Genomic DNA, 17299 nt, shown 5'->3' on the forward strand with positions numbered 1-17299 from the left:
GCCATGCTCATTCGTCAGCGTCCCGACCTGACTGAGAACGACGTAACGCCGCCCGTTCACTTTGCTGACCGGCGGCGGCTGATTCTCCAGGCAGCCACCCTGCTCGGCGGTAGCTGGCTGGGCCGTGCCGCACAGGCGACACCCCGCGAATTGCCGGGTAGTGCCTTCGGCAAGCTGCCGGAGGGGGACAAGCTGACCCCACTCGCCGAGATCACCAGCTACAACAATTACGCCGAGTTTTCTTCCGACAAGAAAGCGGTGCGGATTCTGGCGCAGGCCTTGACCCTCGATCCGTGGTCGATCAGCGTCGAAGGCGAGGTCGAGGCACCCTTCACGGTCGACTTGCAAGATTTGACAAAACTGTTCGCAACCGAGGAGCGGATTTATCGCTTCCGATGCGTCGAAGGCTGGTCGATGGTTGTCCCTTGGTCGGGTTTTTCGCTGTGCCAGTTGCTGGCCCGCGCCCGGCCGACCAGTCGCGCCAAGTATGTGCAATTCATCAGCCTGAAGCGCGCCTCCGAAATGATCAGCCAGCGCCCCGGTTCGATGCCCTGGCCGTATCGCGAAGCCCTGCGCATCGACGAGGCGATGCATCCGCTGACGATGGCGGTCACCGGACTCTACGGCCGGCCCTTGCCGAAGCAGAACGGCGCGCCGCTGCGCATCGTCGTCCCCTGGAAATACGGTTTCAAAAGCCCGAAGGCGATTACGCACATTCGCCTGCTTGCCGAGCAGCCGATCAACTTCTGGCAGCAGCTTTCGGCCTCCGAGTACGGATTCTTCGGCAACGTCAATCCGGACGTGCCACATCCCCGCTGGAGCCAGTCCCGCGAGAACCGCATTGGCGAATTGCGAAAGCGGCCGACGCTTTACCTCAACGGTTACGCCGAGCAGGTCGCCCATCTCTACCAGGGCGCAGACGCGCGCAGTCTGTACTAAACCCCCATGCTCGCCGCCTGGTTAAAAGCACACCTCGGCTGGGTACGCGGCAGCGTCTTTGTTTTGTCGGCTTTGCCGGCCCTCTATCTTTTGGCCGCCTATCTGAGCGACAGCCTGGGGGCCAATCCGCTGGAAACCATGACCCACGTCAGCGGCCGCAGCGCGCTGATTCTGCTGTTGCTCAGCCTGGCCATCACACCGCTGCGCAAATGGTTAGCGACGCTGGCGCAATGGACCAGCCGTCGCTATGGCAAGCGCCTGGCCGACTGGAACTGGCTGGTTCGCCTGCGGCGGCAACTCGGTCTCTGGTGCTTTGCTTATGCCCTGGGCCATGCTGGGGTCTATCTCGAATTCGACATCGCCTACGACATGGCGCTGTTGCGCACCGATCTAGGCGAAAAACCCTACCTGGCGGTCGGTGCGCTGGCATTACTTCTCTTGTGGCCGCTGGCAATCACCTCGACGCCGGCGATGATGCGCTGGCTGGGCAAGCACTGGCAAACCTTGCATCGCCTGACTTATCCGATTGCCGTGCTGGTTTTGTTGCACTTCTGGTGGCTGGTCAAACCGGGAGCATGGCGGCCGCTGCCGGAAACTCTTGCGCTGGGCATTCTGCTGGGCTATCGCCTGCTCATCGCGGTACGCTGGCTGGAGCGCTGGCCCGGCGTCGACGGTAGCGAATCACCGGAACGCCCACCGCGAAATTGAGGAACATCTGATCAAGCCCCTGATTTCCTCAATGCGGAGCGCTTGTCGTGTGCTGCGGCCTCAGTTTTGGCGAAAACCGGGCCAAAGCGCGCCAACGCGACGCAGTTTGGCCCGCGAGGCGGTGGGACGCGAGTGCGGCGGACGCACCGCTCCCTGGCAGTTTCGGGGCACACCCGCGCGAATGGATACGGTTTGCCCCGTTTTCATTCAAATTTCAACACGCAGCGCGCGGCAAGCACTCAGCTTTCTTGAGAACAGGGATTGATCAGACGTTCCCTAAGGCACAAATTCCAAAGCAATCGGCCGCCCACGGGCGGCCGATTGCTTGTTGGCGCGGCTGACAGTTCAGCGTGTAGCGGCAGCTTTGGCGAAGTCGCCGGCGTAGGCGGCGGCGAAGGCGTCTGCTTGCACGAATTCGCGCAGGGCGGCGTTCACGTCGGCCACGCTGGCGGCCTGGATGCGCGCTACGAAGTCGGCCTCCCATTGCTGGTTGCGGCCAAGGTAGAGGTGGCCGACGAATTCCGAGGCCAGCACGGAATCGCGCGTACGGGCAATCGAGATTTCCTGCAGCACGCCTGATCGCGCGTCGGCCAGTTCTTCGGCGGTGACGCCGTCTTTGAGCAGGCGCTCAAGCTCTTCGCGCACGGCGGCCTGCACCCGCGCACGATTCTGCGGGGCGTAGATCGCATGCAGGGTGAGGCCTGAGTTGCGATCTTCGGCCGAAAGCCCCAGCGCGCTGCCGGCGCCGTAGCTGATGCCTTCTTTCTGTCGCAGGCGATCGCCGAGGCGGCTGCGCATGGCGCCGCCACCGAGAATCCGGTTGGCCAGCATCAGCGGCGCGGCTTGCGGATCGCCCTCGCTCACCGGCAGGCGCAGGCTGGCAACGAACACGGCGTTGGCTTTCTCGGGGGTCTCGAAGCTCAGCTCGGCCGCGAGGGTTTTGCGGTAAGGCTGCGGGATGCGCGCGAAGGGGCGCTTGGCCACCCAGTCGCCGAACAATTGCCCGATCTGCGCGCTGGCCGCAGCTGCGTCGAAGTCGCCCACGAGGGCGATCTGTGCGTTCTGCGCGCCGATGAATTCGGCGTGGAAGCGCGGCAGTGCGTCGAGCGCCACGCTGCGGATGGCCTCGAGGTCTTCCTCTACCGTGGCGGCGTAGCGCCAGTCGCCCTTCGGATACGGGTTGTCGTGCCGCCCGAGCGCACGCGACACGATTGACTGCGGCTCACGACGCCCGGCTTCGATGCCGGTGAGCCATTGCGCGCGCAACTGCTCGAACTCGCTGGCCGGGAAGTCGGGCCGGCGAAGGATCTGTGCAAGCAGCGGGAGGAAGTCGGCCAGGGTGTCGCGGCGCGCTTCGAAGCTGACGCTGATCGCGTTGCCGGATCGCCCGATCGACAAGGTGGCCTTGAGAGCTTCGAGCCGGTCTGAAATCTGTTCGCGGCTCATGCCGCCGGCGCCGCGCAACAGCATGGCGCTGGATGCCTCAGCAACCGTGGATAGGCCCTTGAGCGATTCCGGGTCGCCAAAGCGCAGCACCATGCGGCCGGTGACGGTGTTGCCCCGCGTTGTCTTGCTCAGCAGCGCAAGCTTGGCGCCATTGGGCAAGGCGCTGTGCTGGGTGCGTGCGGCGACGTTCGCATAGCTCGGGTCAAAGGCTTCGCCCGCCTCCACCGCCTTGCGGCCCACATAGTCCTTGAGCAGCACGGCGGGCTGCGCCTCTTCCGGCATCGCCACGCGCTCGGGTTTGTCGGTGGGCACGAAAATGCCGACCGTGCGGTTGCTGGCCTTGAAGTAGTTGGCCGCCACGCGCTGCACATCCGCTAGGGTGACAGCTTCGATCTGATCGCGCTGCAGGAAGAGCAGGCGCCAGTCGCCCTGTGCAATGGCCGAGGACAAGGCCACGCCCAGCCGCTCGGGGTTGTTCATCAGCTTTTCGTAGCTGTTGGCCATGCCCAGCTTGGCGCGCTTGAGTTCTTCCTCGGTCACCGGTTTGGCGAGCACCTCTTCCGGCGCGGCGAGCAGAATGCGCCGCACGGCCTCCAGATCGCCGGCCTTGTCCACCACCGCGTAGAGGCTGAAGTTGCCCGGCTCGGCCTGCACCGATGGCCCGGCGCCCACCTGCGCCGCCTTGCGTGTTTCAACCAGCGCCTTGTGCAGGCGCCCCGAGGGCACATCGTCGAGCACCGAGGCGAACACCGTCAGCGCCGCCACGTCGGGGTGCGGGCCATTAGGGATGTGGTAGATGGCAGCGACCATCTGGTAATCGCCCACCCGCGAAAGGCTCACTTGCCGCTCGCCGTCCTGCACCGGATCGCGCGTCCAGGTGCGTTCGAGCACCCGCGTGGGCTTCGGGATCACGCCGAAGTAGCGCTGGATCTTCGCCAGCGCGCTGGCTTCGTCGAACTTGCCGGTGAGCACCAGCACCGCGTTATCCGGCTGGTAGTACTTGCGGTAGAAGGCTTGCAGGCGTTCGATGTTGACCTGCTCGACGTCGCTGCGCGCGCCGATCGTCGTCTTGCCGTAGTTGTGCCACTGGTAGGCGCTGGCCAGCATCTTCTGGAACAGCACGCCGGCGGGGTTGTTCTCGCCGGCCTCCATTTCATTGCGCACCACGGTCATCTCGGTATCGAGGTCCTTGCGCGCGATGAAGGAATTGACCATGCGGTCGGCTTCCATCTTCAGCGCCCAGTCGAGGTTGTCGTCGCTGGCCGAGAAGGTCTCGAAGTAGTTGGTGCGGTCGTCCGAGGTGGTGCCGTTATACTGCATACCCCGCGCCTTGAGGCCGGCGACCAGCGCCCCATCCTTGAGCGAAGGCGTGCCCTTGAACACCAAATGTTCAAGCAGGTGCGCCATGCCGGTTTCGCCGTAGTTCTCGTGGCGCGACCCGACCAGGTAGGTCAGGTTCAGGGTGGCGGTTGGCTTGCTGGCATCCGGCGCCAGCAAGACGCGCAGCCCATTGCCAAGGCGGTATTCGGTGATGCCCTCGATGCTCTGGATGCGTTGCGGCGCCGCGACGGACGCCACGGCGACAGCCGGCTTGGCAGGCTTGGCGGGTTTGGCTGCAAGCGGCGCGCTCACCAGCGCAGTAGCCAGCAGCAAGGCGGAAAACAAGGGTCTTCTCATCGGGATCTCTTGGATGCAGGAAATCAGTTGGCGCACGGCAGCGCAAAGCCCTGCCGGGGCCGCCACTTTAGCCTGAGGCAGGCAAAGCAGCCGCGAGGTTCCGCACAGCCGCGCCACGACGCACGAATTGCCGCGGCCGTCGCAGCCACCGACACCGCAACGCGCCGGTATAATCGCGGTTTTTGCCGGACGCCGTTGCCATGAGCCAGCCCTTACTCGAATCCAGCATCCGCAGCCTGCCGCTCCTCGGGCGCGGGAAGGTGCGCGACATCTACGCCGTGAGCGACGACAAACTGCTGATCGTCACCACGGACCGCCTGTCCGCATTCGACGTGGTGCTGCCCGACCCGATTCCGCGCAAGGGCGAGGTGCTCACCGCGATGGCCAACTTCTGGTTCGAAATGCTCGCGCATGTGGTGCCGAACCAGCTCACCGGCATCGCCCCCGAAACCGTAGTGGCCGAAGACGAGCGCGACCAGGTGCGCGGCCGCGCGCTGGTGGTCAAGCGCCTCAAGCCGCTGCCGGTTGAAGCGGTGGTGCGCGGCTACATCATTGGCGGCGGCTGGAAGGACTACCAAGCCACCGGCGCGGTGTGCGGCATCGCCCTGCCCGCCGGCCTGCAGCAGGCGGCCAAACTGCCGCAGCCGATCTTCACCCCATCGACCAAGGCCGAGATGGGCACGCACGACGAGAACATCGACTTTGCCGAGTGCGAAAAGCTGCTCGGCAAGGACTTGGCGGCGAAGGTGCGCGACACGGCGATCCAGCTCTATTCAGAAGCACGCGACTACGCGGCGGGCCGCGGCATCATCATCGCCGACACCAAGTTCGAGTTCGGCCTCGATGCGGCCGGTACGCTGCACATCATCGATGAAGCCCTGACGCCCGATTCATCGCGCTTCTGGCCGGCGGACAGCTATCGCGAAGGCATTTCGCCGCCGTCTTACGACAAACAGTACGTGCGCGACTACCTTGAAACCCTGGACTGGAACAAGCAGGCGCCCGGCCCAAAGCTGCCGGCAGAAGTCGCCGAACGCACCGGTGCGAAGTATGTCGAGGCCTACGAACGTCTCACCGGCAAGTCGCTCGGCTGAAACGCGCCGCAGCAAGCAAAAGGCCCGCTCTGACAGCGGGCCTTTTTGTTGGCAGGTGCCGGTTTCACACCCGCAATGCGTTGAGCGCCTTGCGCCGCTCTTCCGCAGCATCCAGATGCAATTGCTCCAGTACGTCCTCTGGAATGCCATGCGCAACCACGTTGCGCAAACTCACCCGTGCGTCCTCGCTCATGTGGGTGAGTGGATTAGGGGTGTCGGCCAGCAGGCTTGCCACCATCAGCACATCGGGCAGCGTCGCCGGCGGCCACATCGAACCGTAGAGTTCGCGGTCGTTCACCGCATCGGCCAGCTCAGGCGACATGCCCAGCGCCCGCAGCACCGCCTCGCCAACCGGTCTGTGCCAGCACAGCAGCAAGTCTGAAAGTTCGCTCTCCGAATCGAGCAGCGAAGGGTAATCGGCCGCCTTGCCGATCAGGTAGAACTGCCCGATGTCGTGCAGCAGGCCAGCGAGCATGGCTTCGTCCGGACGCACGGTACGGAAGGTTGCGCCAATCGCGTAGGACCAGCTTGCCACATCGAGCGTGTGATCCCACAGCAGGGTCGCAAGCCGCCGCGCGCCGCCCATTTGCTCACCCTGCGCCAGCTGCGCGGTAGCCACCGCAAGCGCCAGGCTGCGTACCGCCGCAAGCCCGATCCGCATCACCGCCGACTTCACATCCTTGACCGGGCCGTTGCTCGACGCAAACAGCGCCGAATTGGCCAGACCAACCACGCGCGCGGCAAGCACCGGCTCGAGCATGATGAGGGGAACCAAGGCGTCGAGTCCGGCGTCTTCCCTTTCGAGGGTTTGCTGGATCTTCTGCGAAACTTCCAGAAAGGTCGGAAAACTCAGGCTGCCGTCGGCGAGCTCACGCTCGATTTCCTGACCGAGCATCTGGCGTTGCGACTGGGCGGTATCCATCAGCATCAACCTCCAAGAGGGTTAGGCCCGAAGGCGGGCTCAGGCGGACATTCTGCACTTCGCCGCCCAAGCTGTCTTTTCGGCACAATAGCGTGACAACTTGTGAGTTTAAAACATGAACAATCCCTTGCTCGACTTCTCCGGCGCACCGCGCTTTGACCTTGTAACGCCCGAGCATGTGCAGCCGGGCATCACCGAACTGCTGAGCGAGGCGCGCGCGTTGATCGAAACGCTCACCCGCCCGGAGGCGCCGGCCAGCTGGGAGGGCTTCGTTGCCCCGCTCTCTGACATGACAGACCGCCTCAGCCGTGCCTGGGGCGTGGTGCGCCACCTGCACTCGGTGCTCGATCTGCCGCCCTGGCGTGAGGCGTACAACAACGCCCTGCCGGAAGTGACGCGCTTCTTTGCCGAAGTGGGCCAGAACGCCGCCCTCTTTGAACGCTACAAGGCACTTGCGGCGCGGGCCGACTTCGCGAGCTGGCCGCGTGCCCGCCGCAAGGTGGTCGAAGATGCGGTGCGCGATTTCCGCCTCTCGGGCGCCGAATTGCCCGATGCGGACAAGCCCCGCTTCCAGGCCATCCAGGAAGAACTGGCCGGGCTTTCGGCCAAGTTCTCGGAAAACCTGCTCGATGCCACCAATGCCTGGCACGAGGACTTCGCAGACGAAAGCGGCCTCGCCGGTTTGCCGCCCGACAGCGTAGCCACCGCGCGTGCGGTGGCCGAGAAAGCCGGCGTCAGCGGCTACCGCCTCACCTTGCAAGGCCCCTGCGTGATGGCGGTGCTGCGCCAGGCCGATAACCGCGGCCTGCGCGAGCGCATCTGGCGCGCCAACGCCACCCGCGCGTCGGAATTCTCGGCCGAGATCGGCCACCCGGAATGGGACAACGGCCCGCTCATCGCGCGCATCCTCACCCTGCGCGAAGAAGCCGCGCGCCTCCTGGGCTACCCCAGCCACGCCAGTGTGTCGCTGGTGCCCAAGATGGCCAACTCGCCGGCCGAAGTGATCGACTTCCTGCTCGATCTTGCGCGCCGCGCACGCCCTTCGGCAGAACGCGACCTCGCCGAGCTGCGCGAATTCGCGGCCGCCTCGTTGGGCATCAGCGATCTGCAGCCGTGGGACATGGGCTACGCCGCCGAGAAGCTGCGCCAGGCGCGCTACGACTTTTCGGAAGAAGCGCTGCGCCAGTACTTCCCGGAAGACAAGGTGCTCGCCGGCCTGTTCGGCGTGGTCAGCAGCCTCTACGGCGTGAGCATCCGGGCGGACAAGGCGCCGGTATGGCATGAGGCGGTGCGCTACTTCACCCTCTCGCGCGACGGGCAAGACATCGGCCACTTCTATCTTGACCCCTACGCGCGCGACACCAAGCGCGGCGGCGCATGGATGGACGAAGCCCGCTCACTGCGCGACACCGCCACCGGCCGCGAAACGCCGATTGCCTACCTCGTCTGCAACGCTTCGCCACCGGCAGCGGGCCGCCCGGCGCTGTACAGCTTCGATCAGGTCATCACCCTGTTCCACGAGGCGGGCCACGGCCTGCATCACCTGCTCACCCGTGTCGCAGAACCCGGCGTGTCGGGCATCAACGGCGTCGAGTGGGATGCGGTTGAACTACCGAGCCAGTTCATGGAGAACTTCTGCTGGGAGTGGGAAGTGCTCTCCGGCATGACCGCGCATGTCGACACCGGCGCGCCGATCCCGCGCGACCTGTTCGAGCGCATGCTCGCGGCGAAGAACTTCCACGCCGGGCTGGCAATGCTGCGTCAGGTTGAGTTCGCACTTTTCGACATGCGCCTGCACAGCGATTTCAACCCCGCCGACGGCAATGCGCTCGCGCTGCTGCAAGAAGTGCGAAAGGAAGTGGCGGTGATCCATCCGCCGGCGTGGCAACGCTTCCCCAATGCCTTCAGCCACATCTTCGCGGGCGGCTACTCGGCGGGCTACTTCAGCTACCACTGGGCCGAGGTGCTTTCGGCCGACGCTTACTCCGCCTTCGAAGAAGCGGCCGAGAAGACCGGCAGCGTGCTTGACCGCGCCACCGGCGAACGCTTCATGCAGGAAGTACTGGGCGTCGGCGGTTCGCGCCCGGCGCTCGAATCCTTCACCGCGTTCCGGGGCCGCGCGCCAAAGCCTGATGCATTACTCCGCCACCACGGTATGATTACAGCATGAACACCAAAATCAACTTCATCGCGATATTTGCGATTGCGCTGGCGAGCGCCGCCCCGGCAACCCAAGCCCAGAGCGTGATCCGTTGGGTCGACGCGGCAGGCAAGGTTCACTACTCGGACCAACCGCCGCCGCCCGACGCCAAAAAGGTCGAGCAGCGCATGATGAAAAGCAGCAGCATCGACATGGACAAGCTGCCCTACGCCACCCGGCAGGCCGCCGAACGCTTTCCGGTGACGCTGTACACCCAGGCGGAGGGCTGCCCGGCCTGCGGCGAAGCCCGCAAGTACCTGCAGACGCGCGGCGTGCCCTTCACCGAAGTGAAGATCACGAGCGAAGCCGATGCCGACTCCGCCGCGAAGATGCTGGGCAAGGCCACGCCGCAGGAGGTGATGGTGCCGAGCCTGGTGGTCGGCGGCAAACCCTACGACGGCTATCTTGAATCCGGCTGGGCGGCAGCGCTCACCGCGGCAGGCTACCCGGCCAAGTCCAAGTAAACAGGCAAGGGAATAAACAGACCCGCCGGTTAGAATCGGCGGGTCTTTTTCTTTTTGGGGACCGCCTTGAAGCTTGCCACCTGGAATGTCAATTCGCTCAAGGTCCGCCTGCCGCATCTGATCGACTGGCTCGCGCGCGAAGCGCCCGATGTCGTGTGCCTGCAGGAATTGAAATGCGAGGATGCGGCGGTGCCCCGCGCCGAGATCGAAGCCGCTGGCTACCGTCTCGAAACCCACGGCCAGAAAACCTACAACGGCGTCGCGATCCTCTCGCGGGCACCGCTCGACGCGGTGGTGCGCAATATTCCGGGCTTTGCCGACCCGCAGGCCCGCGTGATCGCCGCCACCATTGAAGGCGTGCGCGTGGTCGGCGCCTATTTTCCGAATGGTCAAGCAGTAGGCTCCGACAAGTTCGCCTACAAGCTCGAATGGCTTGCCGCGCTCACCGAGTGGCTGCGTGGCGAGATCGCACAGCACCCGAAGCTGGTGCTGACCGGCGACTTCAACATCGCGCCCGAAGACCGCGACGCGCACCCCGACTGGAAAGACGAGATCCATGTTTCAGCGCCCGAGCGCGCAGCCTTTGCCGCGCTGACAGGGCTTGGCCTGGTGGATGCCTTCCGCCAGTTCGAGCACCCGGAAAAGAGCTTTTCCTGGTGGGACTACCGGATGAACGCCTTCCGCCGCAACTTCGGCCTGCGCATCGACCACATCCTGCTGACACCACCGCTCGTGGCAACGCTGGGCGCATGCAGCGTCGACAAAAGCACCCGCGTGCTCGAACGCCCGAGCGACCACGCGCCGGTGATCGCGGTATTCGACGCATGAGCCGCGACACGCTGGCCCTCTACCCGGCACTGGACGCGCTCACGCCCGCCGCGCGCGCCCGCCTGCTGCTGAGCAGCCAGCAGATCAAGCTGCCGGCAGGCGCCCAGGTGTTCGACGAACACCAGCGCTGCGGCGGCTTTCCCTTCGTGCTTGAAGGGGCGATCCGGGTCATCAAGCGATCACCCCAAGGGCGTGAGCTGCCGCTCTACCGGGTGATGCCGGGCGAAACCTGCATCGTTTCCACCGGCTGTCTGCTCGGCCACACCGATTACAACGCCAGCGGCGTGACCGAGCGCGACACCACACTGCTGGTGTTGCCGCAATCGGAGTTTGAATCGCTGCTGGCCGAAGCGCCCTTCCGCGATTTCATCTTCAGCCTGTTCTCGGAGCGCATTGCCGATCTGATGCAGTTGATCGAAGAAGTGGCCTTTCGCCGGCTGGATGCCCGCCTGGCCAGCCATCTGCTCGGGCATGGGCGCATGCTGCATGTGACCCACCAGCAATTGGCCGACGAGTTGGGCAGCGTGCGCGAAATCGTCACCCGCCTGCTCAAGGGCTTTGCCGATCAGGGCCTGGTGCGCCTGTCGCGCGAGCAGATCGAGCTGATCGACCCGGCCGGCCTGCGCCGCATCGCCGGCGACCCCGGCGCTGTGTAACCTCAGTCACAGACGCCCGCCTTGCCGATGGGCTCCAATGCGCTCACCCAAACCGCTTCAAGGAGAGCGCCATGAAAACCAACGTTGGTGGAATCGATAAAGTGCTGCGCATCGGCGGTGGCATTGCCCTGATTGGCCTGGCCGCTACCGGCGTGGTCGGCGCCTGGGGCTGGATCGGCGTTGTGCCGCTGGCAACCGGCCTGTTCGGCTTCTGCCCGCTGTACCCGCTGCTTGGCCTGAATACCTGCCCGCTCAAGGAACACTGAGCCAGCGCGCTTCAGCCCGCGCCGACCCCGCTCAGGCCGGGTCGGCGTTTTTGCGTTCAAGTCCGCGCGGGCGACGCCGATATTCAGGGTGGACCCTCCTGCGGAGAACGACCTTGAGCACAATTGAGAAACTCTTCGAACGCATCCCAGACCTGCCGGCGATGCCCAAGGTGATGCAGGATCTGGTACGCACCATGGGCGACGACAGTGCCGACATCAGCGATCTCGCGGATTCGGTCAAGCACGACCCGACGCTTTCGGCGCGGGTGCTGCGCATGGCCAATTCCGCGTACTACGGCGCCAGCCGCAAGATCGGCGCAATCGAGGATGCGGTCACGCGTATCGGGCTCAATGCGCTGCGCACGCTGGTGATTGCCTCGGGCATGACCACCACCTTCAAGGCGGTGCCCGGCGTGAAGCTGCAACCCTTCTGGCGCCACGCCCTGCTCAGCGCGGCGCTGGCCCGTTCGATCGCGCGGCGTGCGCGGATCGATGTGGAGTTCTCTTACACCGCCGCACTGATGCACCGGATCGGCGAGTTGCTCCTGCATCTGGCCAGCCCGGCTGAAGCGCAGGCACTTGCGGCTGAGTTAATTGACGCCAGCCCGGCCGAACGCTGCGAAGCCGAACGCGATCGCCTTGGCGCCGACCACTGCGCGGCGGGCGCGGAACTGGCGCGGCTGTGGCAGTTCCCGGCGGCAATCCAGAACGCGCTGGGCGCTTACGCGTATCCACTTTCCAAGCAAGCCAGTCCGTTCGCCGCCATCGTTGCGATTGCCAGCGTTTGCGCGCAAAGCGTAATGGAAGGCATGACCGGAGAGGACATCGCCACCGCGGTGCCGGGCGAATGGCTCGAGAAGATCGTGCTGGATCGGCAAACCCTGAGCGATATCCTCGAAGACGCCCCCACCATGCTGGCCGAAGCGCAGGCCTTCATTTAGGGAAGATCTGAATAAGTGAGCGAGAGGGATGCAGCGCAAGGCGCGGCGCGTGCAGCGACCAAGACATATCAAAGGGATAGGCGCGGAAGCGAGCACGCCGCAAGGCGGCGATGCGCCGTCGCAGCCACTTATTCATCAGGCCATCCTTAGGGCATCCGGTCGCGCCTAGAGCGTTGCCGGGGGCCGCACGCGCAGCGGCCTGAACTGGCGCGTGTCGTCGTAGTAGTCCGCCGCCGCGTTCGCCGCCACCAGACCGGGCACCCCCAGGAATGGCAGCGGGCGCAGGTCGCGGGGCGCGCCAAAGACATCTTGCCGGCCAATGCAATCAGCCAGCCAGGCGTCGAGCTCACGCCATCGCAGCGCCGGTTCGCTCGCAAACCAGGCCGGCGACACCTCCCACAACAGAGCTTTGCCACACAGGCCAAGGAAGGGCGCACGCAACTGATCGAGGCTGGCGTGGCCAAACACCGTCACACTGATCCGGTGGCCCCAGGCCGCGCGCGCATCCCAGAAGAGGCCTCGCCAGTCGTGCTGGCGCAGGCAGTCGAGCAATGCCGGGTCGGACGCACTCACCACCACGCCACACTCGTCAAACTGGGTCAGCGCATCGCGTCGGCGCCCGCGCGGCGCGCCTTGTGCGCGGGAGTCGATTTCTGCCAGATGCGCCGCGTTGAGGGCCGCCTTGGCGCGCGGAAAGCGCCACCAGACCAGCGCGTTGAAGTAGTCATGCCAGTCGTCGCTGCGGGTGGGCACCCCGCCGGTACGGGCGATGCCGGCTTCATAGCCCTCCGCATGGGCCGATGCAATCAGGCGGATCGGCGTGCCGTCGGCAAGGCAGGGCCGCGCACCACAGGCGTCCAAGGATTGATCGAGCGCCTCGCGCGAGGGCAAATACGCGCCCGAGGCACGAAGCTGATCTGCGTAGGGTTCGAACAGCAGTCGCCCGGCCAGGGCGGCCGGGCCACCCGTCATTGCGCGGGGGACTGCTCGGCGGCCGCGGCTTCAGCCGCCGCCTTCACCGCCGGGTCCAGTTCAAAGACCAGTACATCGTCCTTGCGGCGGAAGACGCCGATCAACTGGCCTGGCGGCGTTTCTCCGGTGGGCTCCATCTTGCTGACTTCGCACTTTTCCATCCCGATGGCGTACCAGTGCTTGCCTTGAACCCCCACAAACACGCCATCGCGCACGGCAAAGATCGACATCTTCGGCCCGCTCGGGTTGCCGGGCACGATCTCCCAACGGTGCTGGCACTGCGGGAAGCGCGCGACCACCAGCGCCTGCTTCACCTCGTCACTCCAGATGTAGTTGCGCTCGCGCACCAGCGTGATGGCGTTGTTGCGCCCTTCGACCTCGAACGCAGCGGCATTGTTTTCGCAGCCTGCGAGCCAGACTGGCAGGCTGGCAATGGCGAGCACGGTACTGAGCGAGCGAAGGGCGGTCGGCATGGTTGCGATCAGAGCATTTTCCAGGCGATCGTTTCGCCCGCGCGCAGCGGCACGAGCGGATCGCCGTTCAGGTAATCAAGTTGCGCCGGCACTTGCCACGCCTCCTTGGCGAGGGTGATGGTTTCGGTGTTGCGCGGCAAACCGTACCAGTCCGGCCCGTTGAAGCTGGCAAAGGCTTCGAGCTTGTCGAGCGCGCCGGCCAGTTCAAAGGCTTCGGCGTACAACTCAATGCCGGCGTTCGCGGTGTAGCAGCCGGCACAGCCGCAAGCGCTTTCCTTGGCCGACTTGGCGTGTGGCGCCGAATCCGTGCCGAGGAAGAACCTCTTCGAGCCCGAAGTAGCGGCGGCAAGCAACGCCTGGCGATGGGTCTCGCGCTTGAGCACCGGCAGGCAATAGTGATGCGGCCGAATGCCACCGGCGAAGATGGCATTGCGGTTCATCAGCAGGTGATGCGCGGTGATCGTAGCGGCGATGTTGTCGCCCGCCTCGCTCACAAATTGCGCGGCGTCCGCTGTCGTAATGTGCTCGAAGACTGTGCGAAGCGCCGGAAAGTCCGCCGTGACTGGCGCAAACACATCATCAATAAACACGCGCTCGCGATCGAAGACATCCACGTCAGCATGGGTCACCTCCCCGTGAACCAGTAGTGGCAAACCAACACGTTCCATCCGTTCGAGCACCGGGTAGACCTTCTTGATCGCGGTGACGCCCGCATCCGAGTTGGTCGTCGCGCCCGCCGGGTAGAGCTTCACGGCATGCACGAATCCGCTTGCGCGCGCCGCATCAATCTCGCCTGGCGACGTGTTGTCTGTCAGATACAACGTCATCAGCGGCTCGAACTTTAGGCCCGGCGGCAAAGCCGCGAGGATTCGGTCACGGTACTGTGCCGCCAAGGCAACGGTGGTAACGGGCGGGCGCAGGTTTGGCATCACGATCGCACGGCCGAAGCGGCGGGCGGTGTCCGGCAAGACTGCAGCCAGCGCGGCATCGTCGCGCAGGTGCAGGTGCCAATCGTCGGGGCGGGTAATCGTGAGGGTCTGCATGGCGCACGTCCTGAATCGTTAAGGCAGCCGGCAGTTTACCAGCGCCCGACCTCAAGCCGGCAGCGCCTGCCTCTCAAGGCGCGGAAGCAAGCACTGGCGCCTTCTCAGGCGCCGGCGTCCTTCAGGGCAAGCGCGCGCTCGTACAGGGCGTTCTTGTTCGCTCCCGTGAGTTGCGCCGCCAGTTTCGCGGCTGTCTTCAGCGGCATTTCGTCCAAGAGCAGGCGCAGGGTACGTTCCGCGTCGGCGGGCAAGCCTTCGCACGCAACCGGGGGGGCCACGATCAGCACAAACTCGCCACGGCAGCGGTCGCTGTCGGCCGCGAACCAGGCGGCGGCATCGGCCAGCGGCATGCGGGCGATCTGCTCATGCATCTTGGTCAGCTCACGCGCCACGACCAGTTCACGGGCCCCGCCAAGCGTGGCCGCAAGGTCGGCCACGCACTCGACAACCCGATGCGGCGCCTCGTAAAAGACGAGCGCCGCCGGCGTGCCGGCAAGCGCTTCGAGCTCGGCACGCCGGGCGGCCGACTTCGGCGGCAGAAAGCCAACGAAAAGGAAGCGTCCCTCGACCAGGCCCGATGCCGAGAGCGCGGCAGTCACTGCACTCGGGCCGGGCACCGGAACCACCTGATACCCGGCAGCCTGCACCCGCGCCACGACACGCGCCCCGGGGTCGGACACCGCGGGCGTGCCGGCATCGGTGACCAGCGCAATTTGCTGCCCCTGCTCAAGCAGCCCCACAAGGCCGTCTGCCGCCGCTTGCTCGTTGTGCTGATGCACCGCAAGCAAGCGTGTGCGTATGCCAAAGTGATCAAGTAAGCGCCGAGTGTGACGCGTGTCCTCTGCGGCGATGGCATCCACCTTGCCAAGCACCGCCACCGCCCGCATCGTTATGTCATATAGATTCCCGAGCGGCGTCGCAACGACATACAGCGCCGGATTCGGGAGCAAAACACGTGCAGCAGGAGGAAAAACGTGCAACTGATCCGACGAATCCATGAAGGCTTCTCAAAGGTGCTGGGCGGCCGGCATTCTGCGGCCGAGACCACACTACCGCAAGTTGCACCGCATTTGCGCGATGGCTCTCTCGCCGAACGGCTTTCGGAAACCTGGCTGACCCGCCAGGGGCTCAAGGTCATCGCGCGCAATGTGCGGTGCAAGATGGGCGAAATCGATCTGGTCGCAACCGACGGCGAAATGCTCGTGTTCGTTGAAGTACGCATGCGAACGGATCCGCGCTTTGGCGGCGCCGCTGCCAGCATCACCCCGGGCAAGCAGGCCAAGATCGTGCGTGCGGCGGAGTGGTTCCTGGCCAACGGAGGCAAGGCCTGGGCGGGCCGGCCTTGCCGTTTCGACGTGGTCTTGCTCGACCGGCTTCACCTGTCGCACATCGAATGGATTCGCGGCGCGTTCGACGCCTACTGATCGCGGCTGCGCTGCTGGCGTTTGCGCCGATCTGCGCCGGCGAACCGCAGCTTCGCGTGCTTGTCCAGCGCGCGCCGCTGGCTGGCTACACCCACTACGAGGCACCAAGCCTGTGGCCGCGCTTTCGCACAGGTGACCGGCTCGACCTGAGCCGCGAGCCGGACAACCCGCACGATGCGCGCGCAATCGCCGTGCGCTGGCAGCAGCATCGCATCGGGTATCTGCCGCGCGCCGAGAACGATGCAGTGTCGCAGGCGATGGACGAGGGCAGCCGCGTCGAAGCGCGCATCGGGCGCCTGCGCGACGACCCGGATCCGCGCCACAGGATCGAGATCGAAGTGTTTCTGCTGCCCTGAAGCTCAGCTGTTCCTGGCACGGCACGTGCATGCCAAAATGGCGCGCAGTCCCCCCAACAAGAACAGAGAGTCCCCAATGAATCGCCCAATCCGGCAGTACAAATATCTTGACCTGGTCATGGTGGCGTTCGTCACCGTCCTGATCTGCTCCAACCTCGTCGGCCCCGCCAAGGCGGCCCAGCTCGATCTGCCCTTGATTGGCGCTGTCACCTTCGGCGCCGGGGTCTTGTTCTTCCCGATCAGCTACATCTTTGGCGACATCCTCACCGAGGTGTATGGCTACGCCTACTCGCGCCGCGTCATCTGGGCAGGCTTTGCAGGGCTCGCCTTCGCATCGATCATGGCCTACGTGATCGTTGCGCTGCCGCCCGCCCCCGGCTGGCCGAATCAGGCCGTGTACGAGACAGCGTTCGGATCAACCTGGCGCATCGCGCTCGCCTCGCTGATCGCGTTCTCCTGCGGCGAATTCGTAAATTCCTTCGTGCTCGCGAAGATGAAGATCCTCACCGCCGGCAAGCACCTCTGGAGCCGCACCATCGGCTCGACGATCTTCGGTGAAGCGGTCGACTCGGCGTTGTTCTATCCGCTGGCGTTCTGGAACAGCGGCATCATGCCGAACGAACTCGTACCGGCCTTGATGCTCTCGCAATTCCTTGCCAAGACGGGCGTGGAAGTCGCCTTCACGCCGATCACCTACCTGATCGTCAACAAACTGAAGAAGGCCGAGAACGAAGACTGGTACGACCGCCAGACAAACTTCAACCCCTTCAAACTCGACCCACGCGACTAAGGCAAAAAAGGGCGGCTCCAGGCCTAATGCCAGTCAGTTAAGCCCGTAGGCCCGCTGATCCGGTAAAAAGGGAACGTGTTGAACACGTTCCCTTTTTGCT

Annotated in this window: 19 protein-coding genes; 12 read left to right on the forward strand and 7 right to left on the reverse strand. The window is 65.0% G+C overall.

Annotated elements, in window-relative coordinates:
* Positions 1-3 precede the first annotated feature (3 nt).
* Entirely contained in the window at positions 4-939 is a 936-nt protein-coding gene (gene msrP / locus OPU71_RS17315; protein WP_267729314.1) for a protein-methionine-sulfoxide reductase catalytic subunit MsrP, read from the forward strand.
* Between the two features lie 6 nt (positions 940-945).
* Positions 946-1647 (forward strand): ferric reductase-like transmembrane domain-containing protein, encoded by a 702-nt coding sequence (locus OPU71_RS17320; protein ID WP_267729315.1) that lies wholly within the window; start codon positions 946-948, stop codon positions 1645-1647.
* 345 nt (positions 1648-1992) lie between these two features.
* Here the strand turns inward: OPU71_RS17320 and OPU71_RS17325 are convergent, their stop codons facing one another.
* Positions 1993-4770, reverse strand: coding sequence for a M16 family metallopeptidase (locus OPU71_RS17325; RefSeq protein ID WP_267729316.1), 2778 nt, complete (start codon positions 4768-4770; stop codon positions 1993-1995).
* A gap of 200 nt (positions 4771-4970) precedes the next feature.
* Between OPU71_RS17325 and OPU71_RS17330 the strand changes: the two genes are divergently transcribed.
* A complete protein-coding gene (locus tag OPU71_RS17330) occupies positions 4971-5864 on the forward strand; it encodes a phosphoribosylaminoimidazolesuccinocarboxamide synthase (RefSeq protein WP_267729317.1) in 894 nt (297 codons plus the stop codon).
* A 64-nt stretch (positions 5865-5928) separates the two neighbouring features.
* Here the strand turns inward: OPU71_RS17330 and OPU71_RS17335 are convergent, their stop codons facing one another.
* On the reverse strand, positions 5929-6786 hold the full coding sequence (locus OPU71_RS17335; protein ID WP_267729318.1) for an HDOD domain-containing protein: 858 nt from the start codon (positions 6784-6786) through the stop codon (positions 5929-5931).
* A 115-nt stretch (positions 6787-6901) separates the two neighbouring features.
* Here OPU71_RS17335 and OPU71_RS17340 point away from each other — a divergent pair, with 115 nt between their 5' ends.
* The 6 genes from OPU71_RS17340 (at position 6902) to OPU71_RS17365 (ending at position 12141) form a co-directional block, all read left to right on the forward strand.
* Positions 6902-8956 (forward strand): M3 family metallopeptidase, encoded by a 2055-nt coding sequence (locus OPU71_RS17340; RefSeq protein WP_267729319.1) that lies wholly within the window; start codon positions 6902-6904, stop codon positions 8954-8956.
* Complete coding sequence (locus OPU71_RS17345) at positions 8953-9450, forward strand: glutaredoxin family protein (protein ID WP_267729320.1); 498 nt, start codon at positions 8953-8955, stop codon at positions 9448-9450. Before OPU71_RS17340 ends, OPU71_RS17345 begins: the two co-directional genes overlap by 4 nt.
* 66 nt (positions 9451-9516) lie before the next feature.
* A complete protein-coding gene (gene xth, locus OPU71_RS17350) occupies positions 9517-10278 on the forward strand; it encodes an exodeoxyribonuclease III (protein WP_267729321.1) in 762 nt (253 codons plus the stop codon).
* Positions 10275-10934 carry a Crp/Fnr family transcriptional regulator gene (locus OPU71_RS17355; protein ID WP_267729322.1) on the forward strand — a complete coding sequence of 220 codons (660 nt, stop codon included), beginning with the start codon at positions 10275-10277 and terminating at the stop codon, positions 10932-10934. The genes xth and OPU71_RS17355 overlap by 4 nt, the downstream gene beginning before the upstream one ends.
* Positions 10935-11005: 71 nt before the next feature.
* Positions 11006-11200, forward strand: coding sequence for a YgaP family membrane protein (locus OPU71_RS17360; RefSeq protein WP_267729323.1), 195 nt, complete (start codon positions 11006-11008; stop codon positions 11198-11200).
* Positions 11201-11313: 113 nt separating this feature from the next.
* The gene (locus OPU71_RS17365; RefSeq protein ID WP_267729324.1) at positions 11314-12141 is read left to right on the forward strand and encodes an HDOD domain-containing protein; all 828 of its coding nucleotides are present in this window, start codon (positions 11314-11316) and stop codon (positions 12139-12141) included.
* Here the strand turns inward: OPU71_RS17365 and OPU71_RS17370 are convergent.
* From OPU71_RS17370 to rsmI, 5 genes are all read right to left on the reverse strand, one after another.
* The gene (locus OPU71_RS17370) at positions 12134-12277 is read right to left on the reverse strand and encodes a hypothetical protein (RefSeq protein ID WP_267729325.1); all 144 of its coding nucleotides are present in this window, start codon (positions 12275-12277) and stop codon (positions 12134-12136) included. The two genes, OPU71_RS17365 and OPU71_RS17370, sit on opposite strands and share 8 nt — an antisense overlap.
* A gap of 29 nt (positions 12278-12306) precedes the next feature.
* Entirely contained in the window at positions 12307-13113 is an 807-nt protein-coding gene (locus OPU71_RS17375; protein WP_267729326.1) for a DUF3025 domain-containing protein, read from the reverse strand.
* On the reverse strand, positions 13110-13586 hold the full coding sequence (locus OPU71_RS17380) for a hypothetical protein (RefSeq protein WP_267729327.1): 477 nt from the start codon (positions 13584-13586) through the stop codon (positions 13110-13112). The genes OPU71_RS17375 and OPU71_RS17380 overlap by 4 nt, the downstream gene beginning before the upstream one ends.
* A gap of 8 nt (positions 13587-13594) precedes the next feature.
* Positions 13595-14629 carry a dihydroorotase gene (pyrC, locus tag OPU71_RS17385; RefSeq protein ID WP_267729328.1) on the reverse strand — a complete coding sequence of 345 codons (1035 nt, stop codon included), beginning with the start codon at positions 14627-14629 and terminating at the stop codon, positions 13595-13597.
* 104 nt (positions 14630-14733) lie between these two features.
* Positions 14734-15561, reverse strand: coding sequence for a 16S rRNA (cytidine(1402)-2'-O)-methyltransferase (rsmI, locus tag OPU71_RS17390; RefSeq protein WP_267729333.1), 828 nt, complete (start codon positions 15559-15561; stop codon positions 14734-14736).
* A gap of 42 nt (positions 15562-15603) precedes the next feature.
* On the opposite strand from rsmI, the gene OPU71_RS17395 reads away from it, so the two are divergent.
* From OPU71_RS17395 to OPU71_RS17405, 3 genes are all read left to right on the forward strand, one after another.
* The gene (locus OPU71_RS17395; protein WP_267729329.1) at positions 15604-16053 is read left to right on the forward strand and encodes a YraN family protein; all 450 of its coding nucleotides are present in this window, start codon (positions 15604-15606) and stop codon (positions 16051-16053) included.
* 56 nt (positions 16054-16109) lie between these two features.
* Entirely contained in the window at positions 16110-16409 is a 300-nt protein-coding gene (locus OPU71_RS17400; protein ID WP_267729330.1) for an HIRAN domain-containing protein, read from the forward strand.
* A gap of 76 nt (positions 16410-16485) precedes the next feature.
* A complete protein-coding gene (locus OPU71_RS17405) occupies positions 16486-17199 on the forward strand; it encodes a queuosine precursor transporter (protein WP_267729331.1) in 714 nt (237 codons plus the stop codon).
* Positions 17200-17299: the final 100 nt, after the last annotated feature.

The sequence above is a fragment of the Niveibacterium sp. 24ML genome, from assembly GCF_026586805.1.
GTDB lineage: Bacteria > Pseudomonadota > Gammaproteobacteria > Burkholderiales > Rhodocyclaceae > Niveibacterium.

What these genes read in the sequence shown, in the direction of transcription:
- OPU71_RS17370 (WP_267729325.1), bottom strand. Translation starts at nt 12,277, where the DNA reads ATGAATAAGTGGCTGCGACGGCGCATCGCCGCCTTGCGGCGTGCTCGC.
- OPU71_RS17375 (WP_267729326.1), bottom strand. Translation starts at nt 13,113, where the DNA reads ATGACGGGTGGCCCGGCCGCCCTGGCCGGGCGACTGCTGTTCGAACCC.
- OPU71_RS17340 (WP_267729319.1), top strand. Translation starts at nt 6,902, where the DNA reads ATGAACAATCCCTTGCTCGACTTCTCCGGCGCACCGCGCTTTGACCTT.
- OPU71_RS17330 (WP_267729317.1), top strand. Translation starts at nt 4,971, where the DNA reads ATGAGCCAGCCCTTACTCGAATCCAGCATCCGCAGCCTGCCGCTCCTC.
- OPU71_RS17320 (WP_267729315.1), top strand. Translation starts at nt 946, where the DNA reads ATGCTCGCCGCCTGGTTAAAAGCACACCTCGGCTGGGTACGCGGCAGC.
- OPU71_RS17405 (WP_267729331.1), top strand. Translation starts at nt 16,486, where the DNA reads ATGAATCGCCCAATCCGGCAGTACAAATATCTTGACCTGGTCATGGTG.
- OPU71_RS17335 (WP_267729318.1), bottom strand. Translation starts at nt 6,786, where the DNA reads ATGGATACCGCCCAGTCGCAACGCCAGATGCTCGGTCAGGAAATCGAG.
- OPU71_RS17325 (WP_267729316.1), bottom strand. Translation starts at nt 4,770, where the DNA reads ATGAGAAGACCCTTGTTTTCCGCCTTGCTGCTGGCTACTGCGCTGGTG.
- OPU71_RS17355 (WP_267729322.1), top strand. Translation starts at nt 10,275, where the DNA reads ATGAGCCGCGACACGCTGGCCCTCTACCCGGCACTGGACGCGCTCACG.
- OPU71_RS17345 (WP_267729320.1), top strand. Translation starts at nt 8,953, where the DNA reads ATGAACACCAAAATCAACTTCATCGCGATATTTGCGATTGCGCTGGCG.
- OPU71_RS17380 (WP_267729327.1), bottom strand. Translation starts at nt 13,586, where the DNA reads ATGCCGACCGCCCTTCGCTCGCTCAGTACCGTGCTCGCCATTGCCAGC.
- pyrC (WP_267729328.1), bottom strand. Translation starts at nt 14,629, where the DNA reads ATGCAGACCCTCACGATTACCCGCCCCGACGATTGGCACCTGCACCTG.
- OPU71_RS17360 (WP_267729323.1), top strand. Translation starts at nt 11,006, where the DNA reads ATGAAAACCAACGTTGGTGGAATCGATAAAGTGCTGCGCATCGGCGGT.
- msrP (WP_267729314.1), top strand. Translation starts at nt 4, where the DNA reads ATGCTCATTCGTCAGCGTCCCGACCTGACTGAGAACGACGTAACGCCG.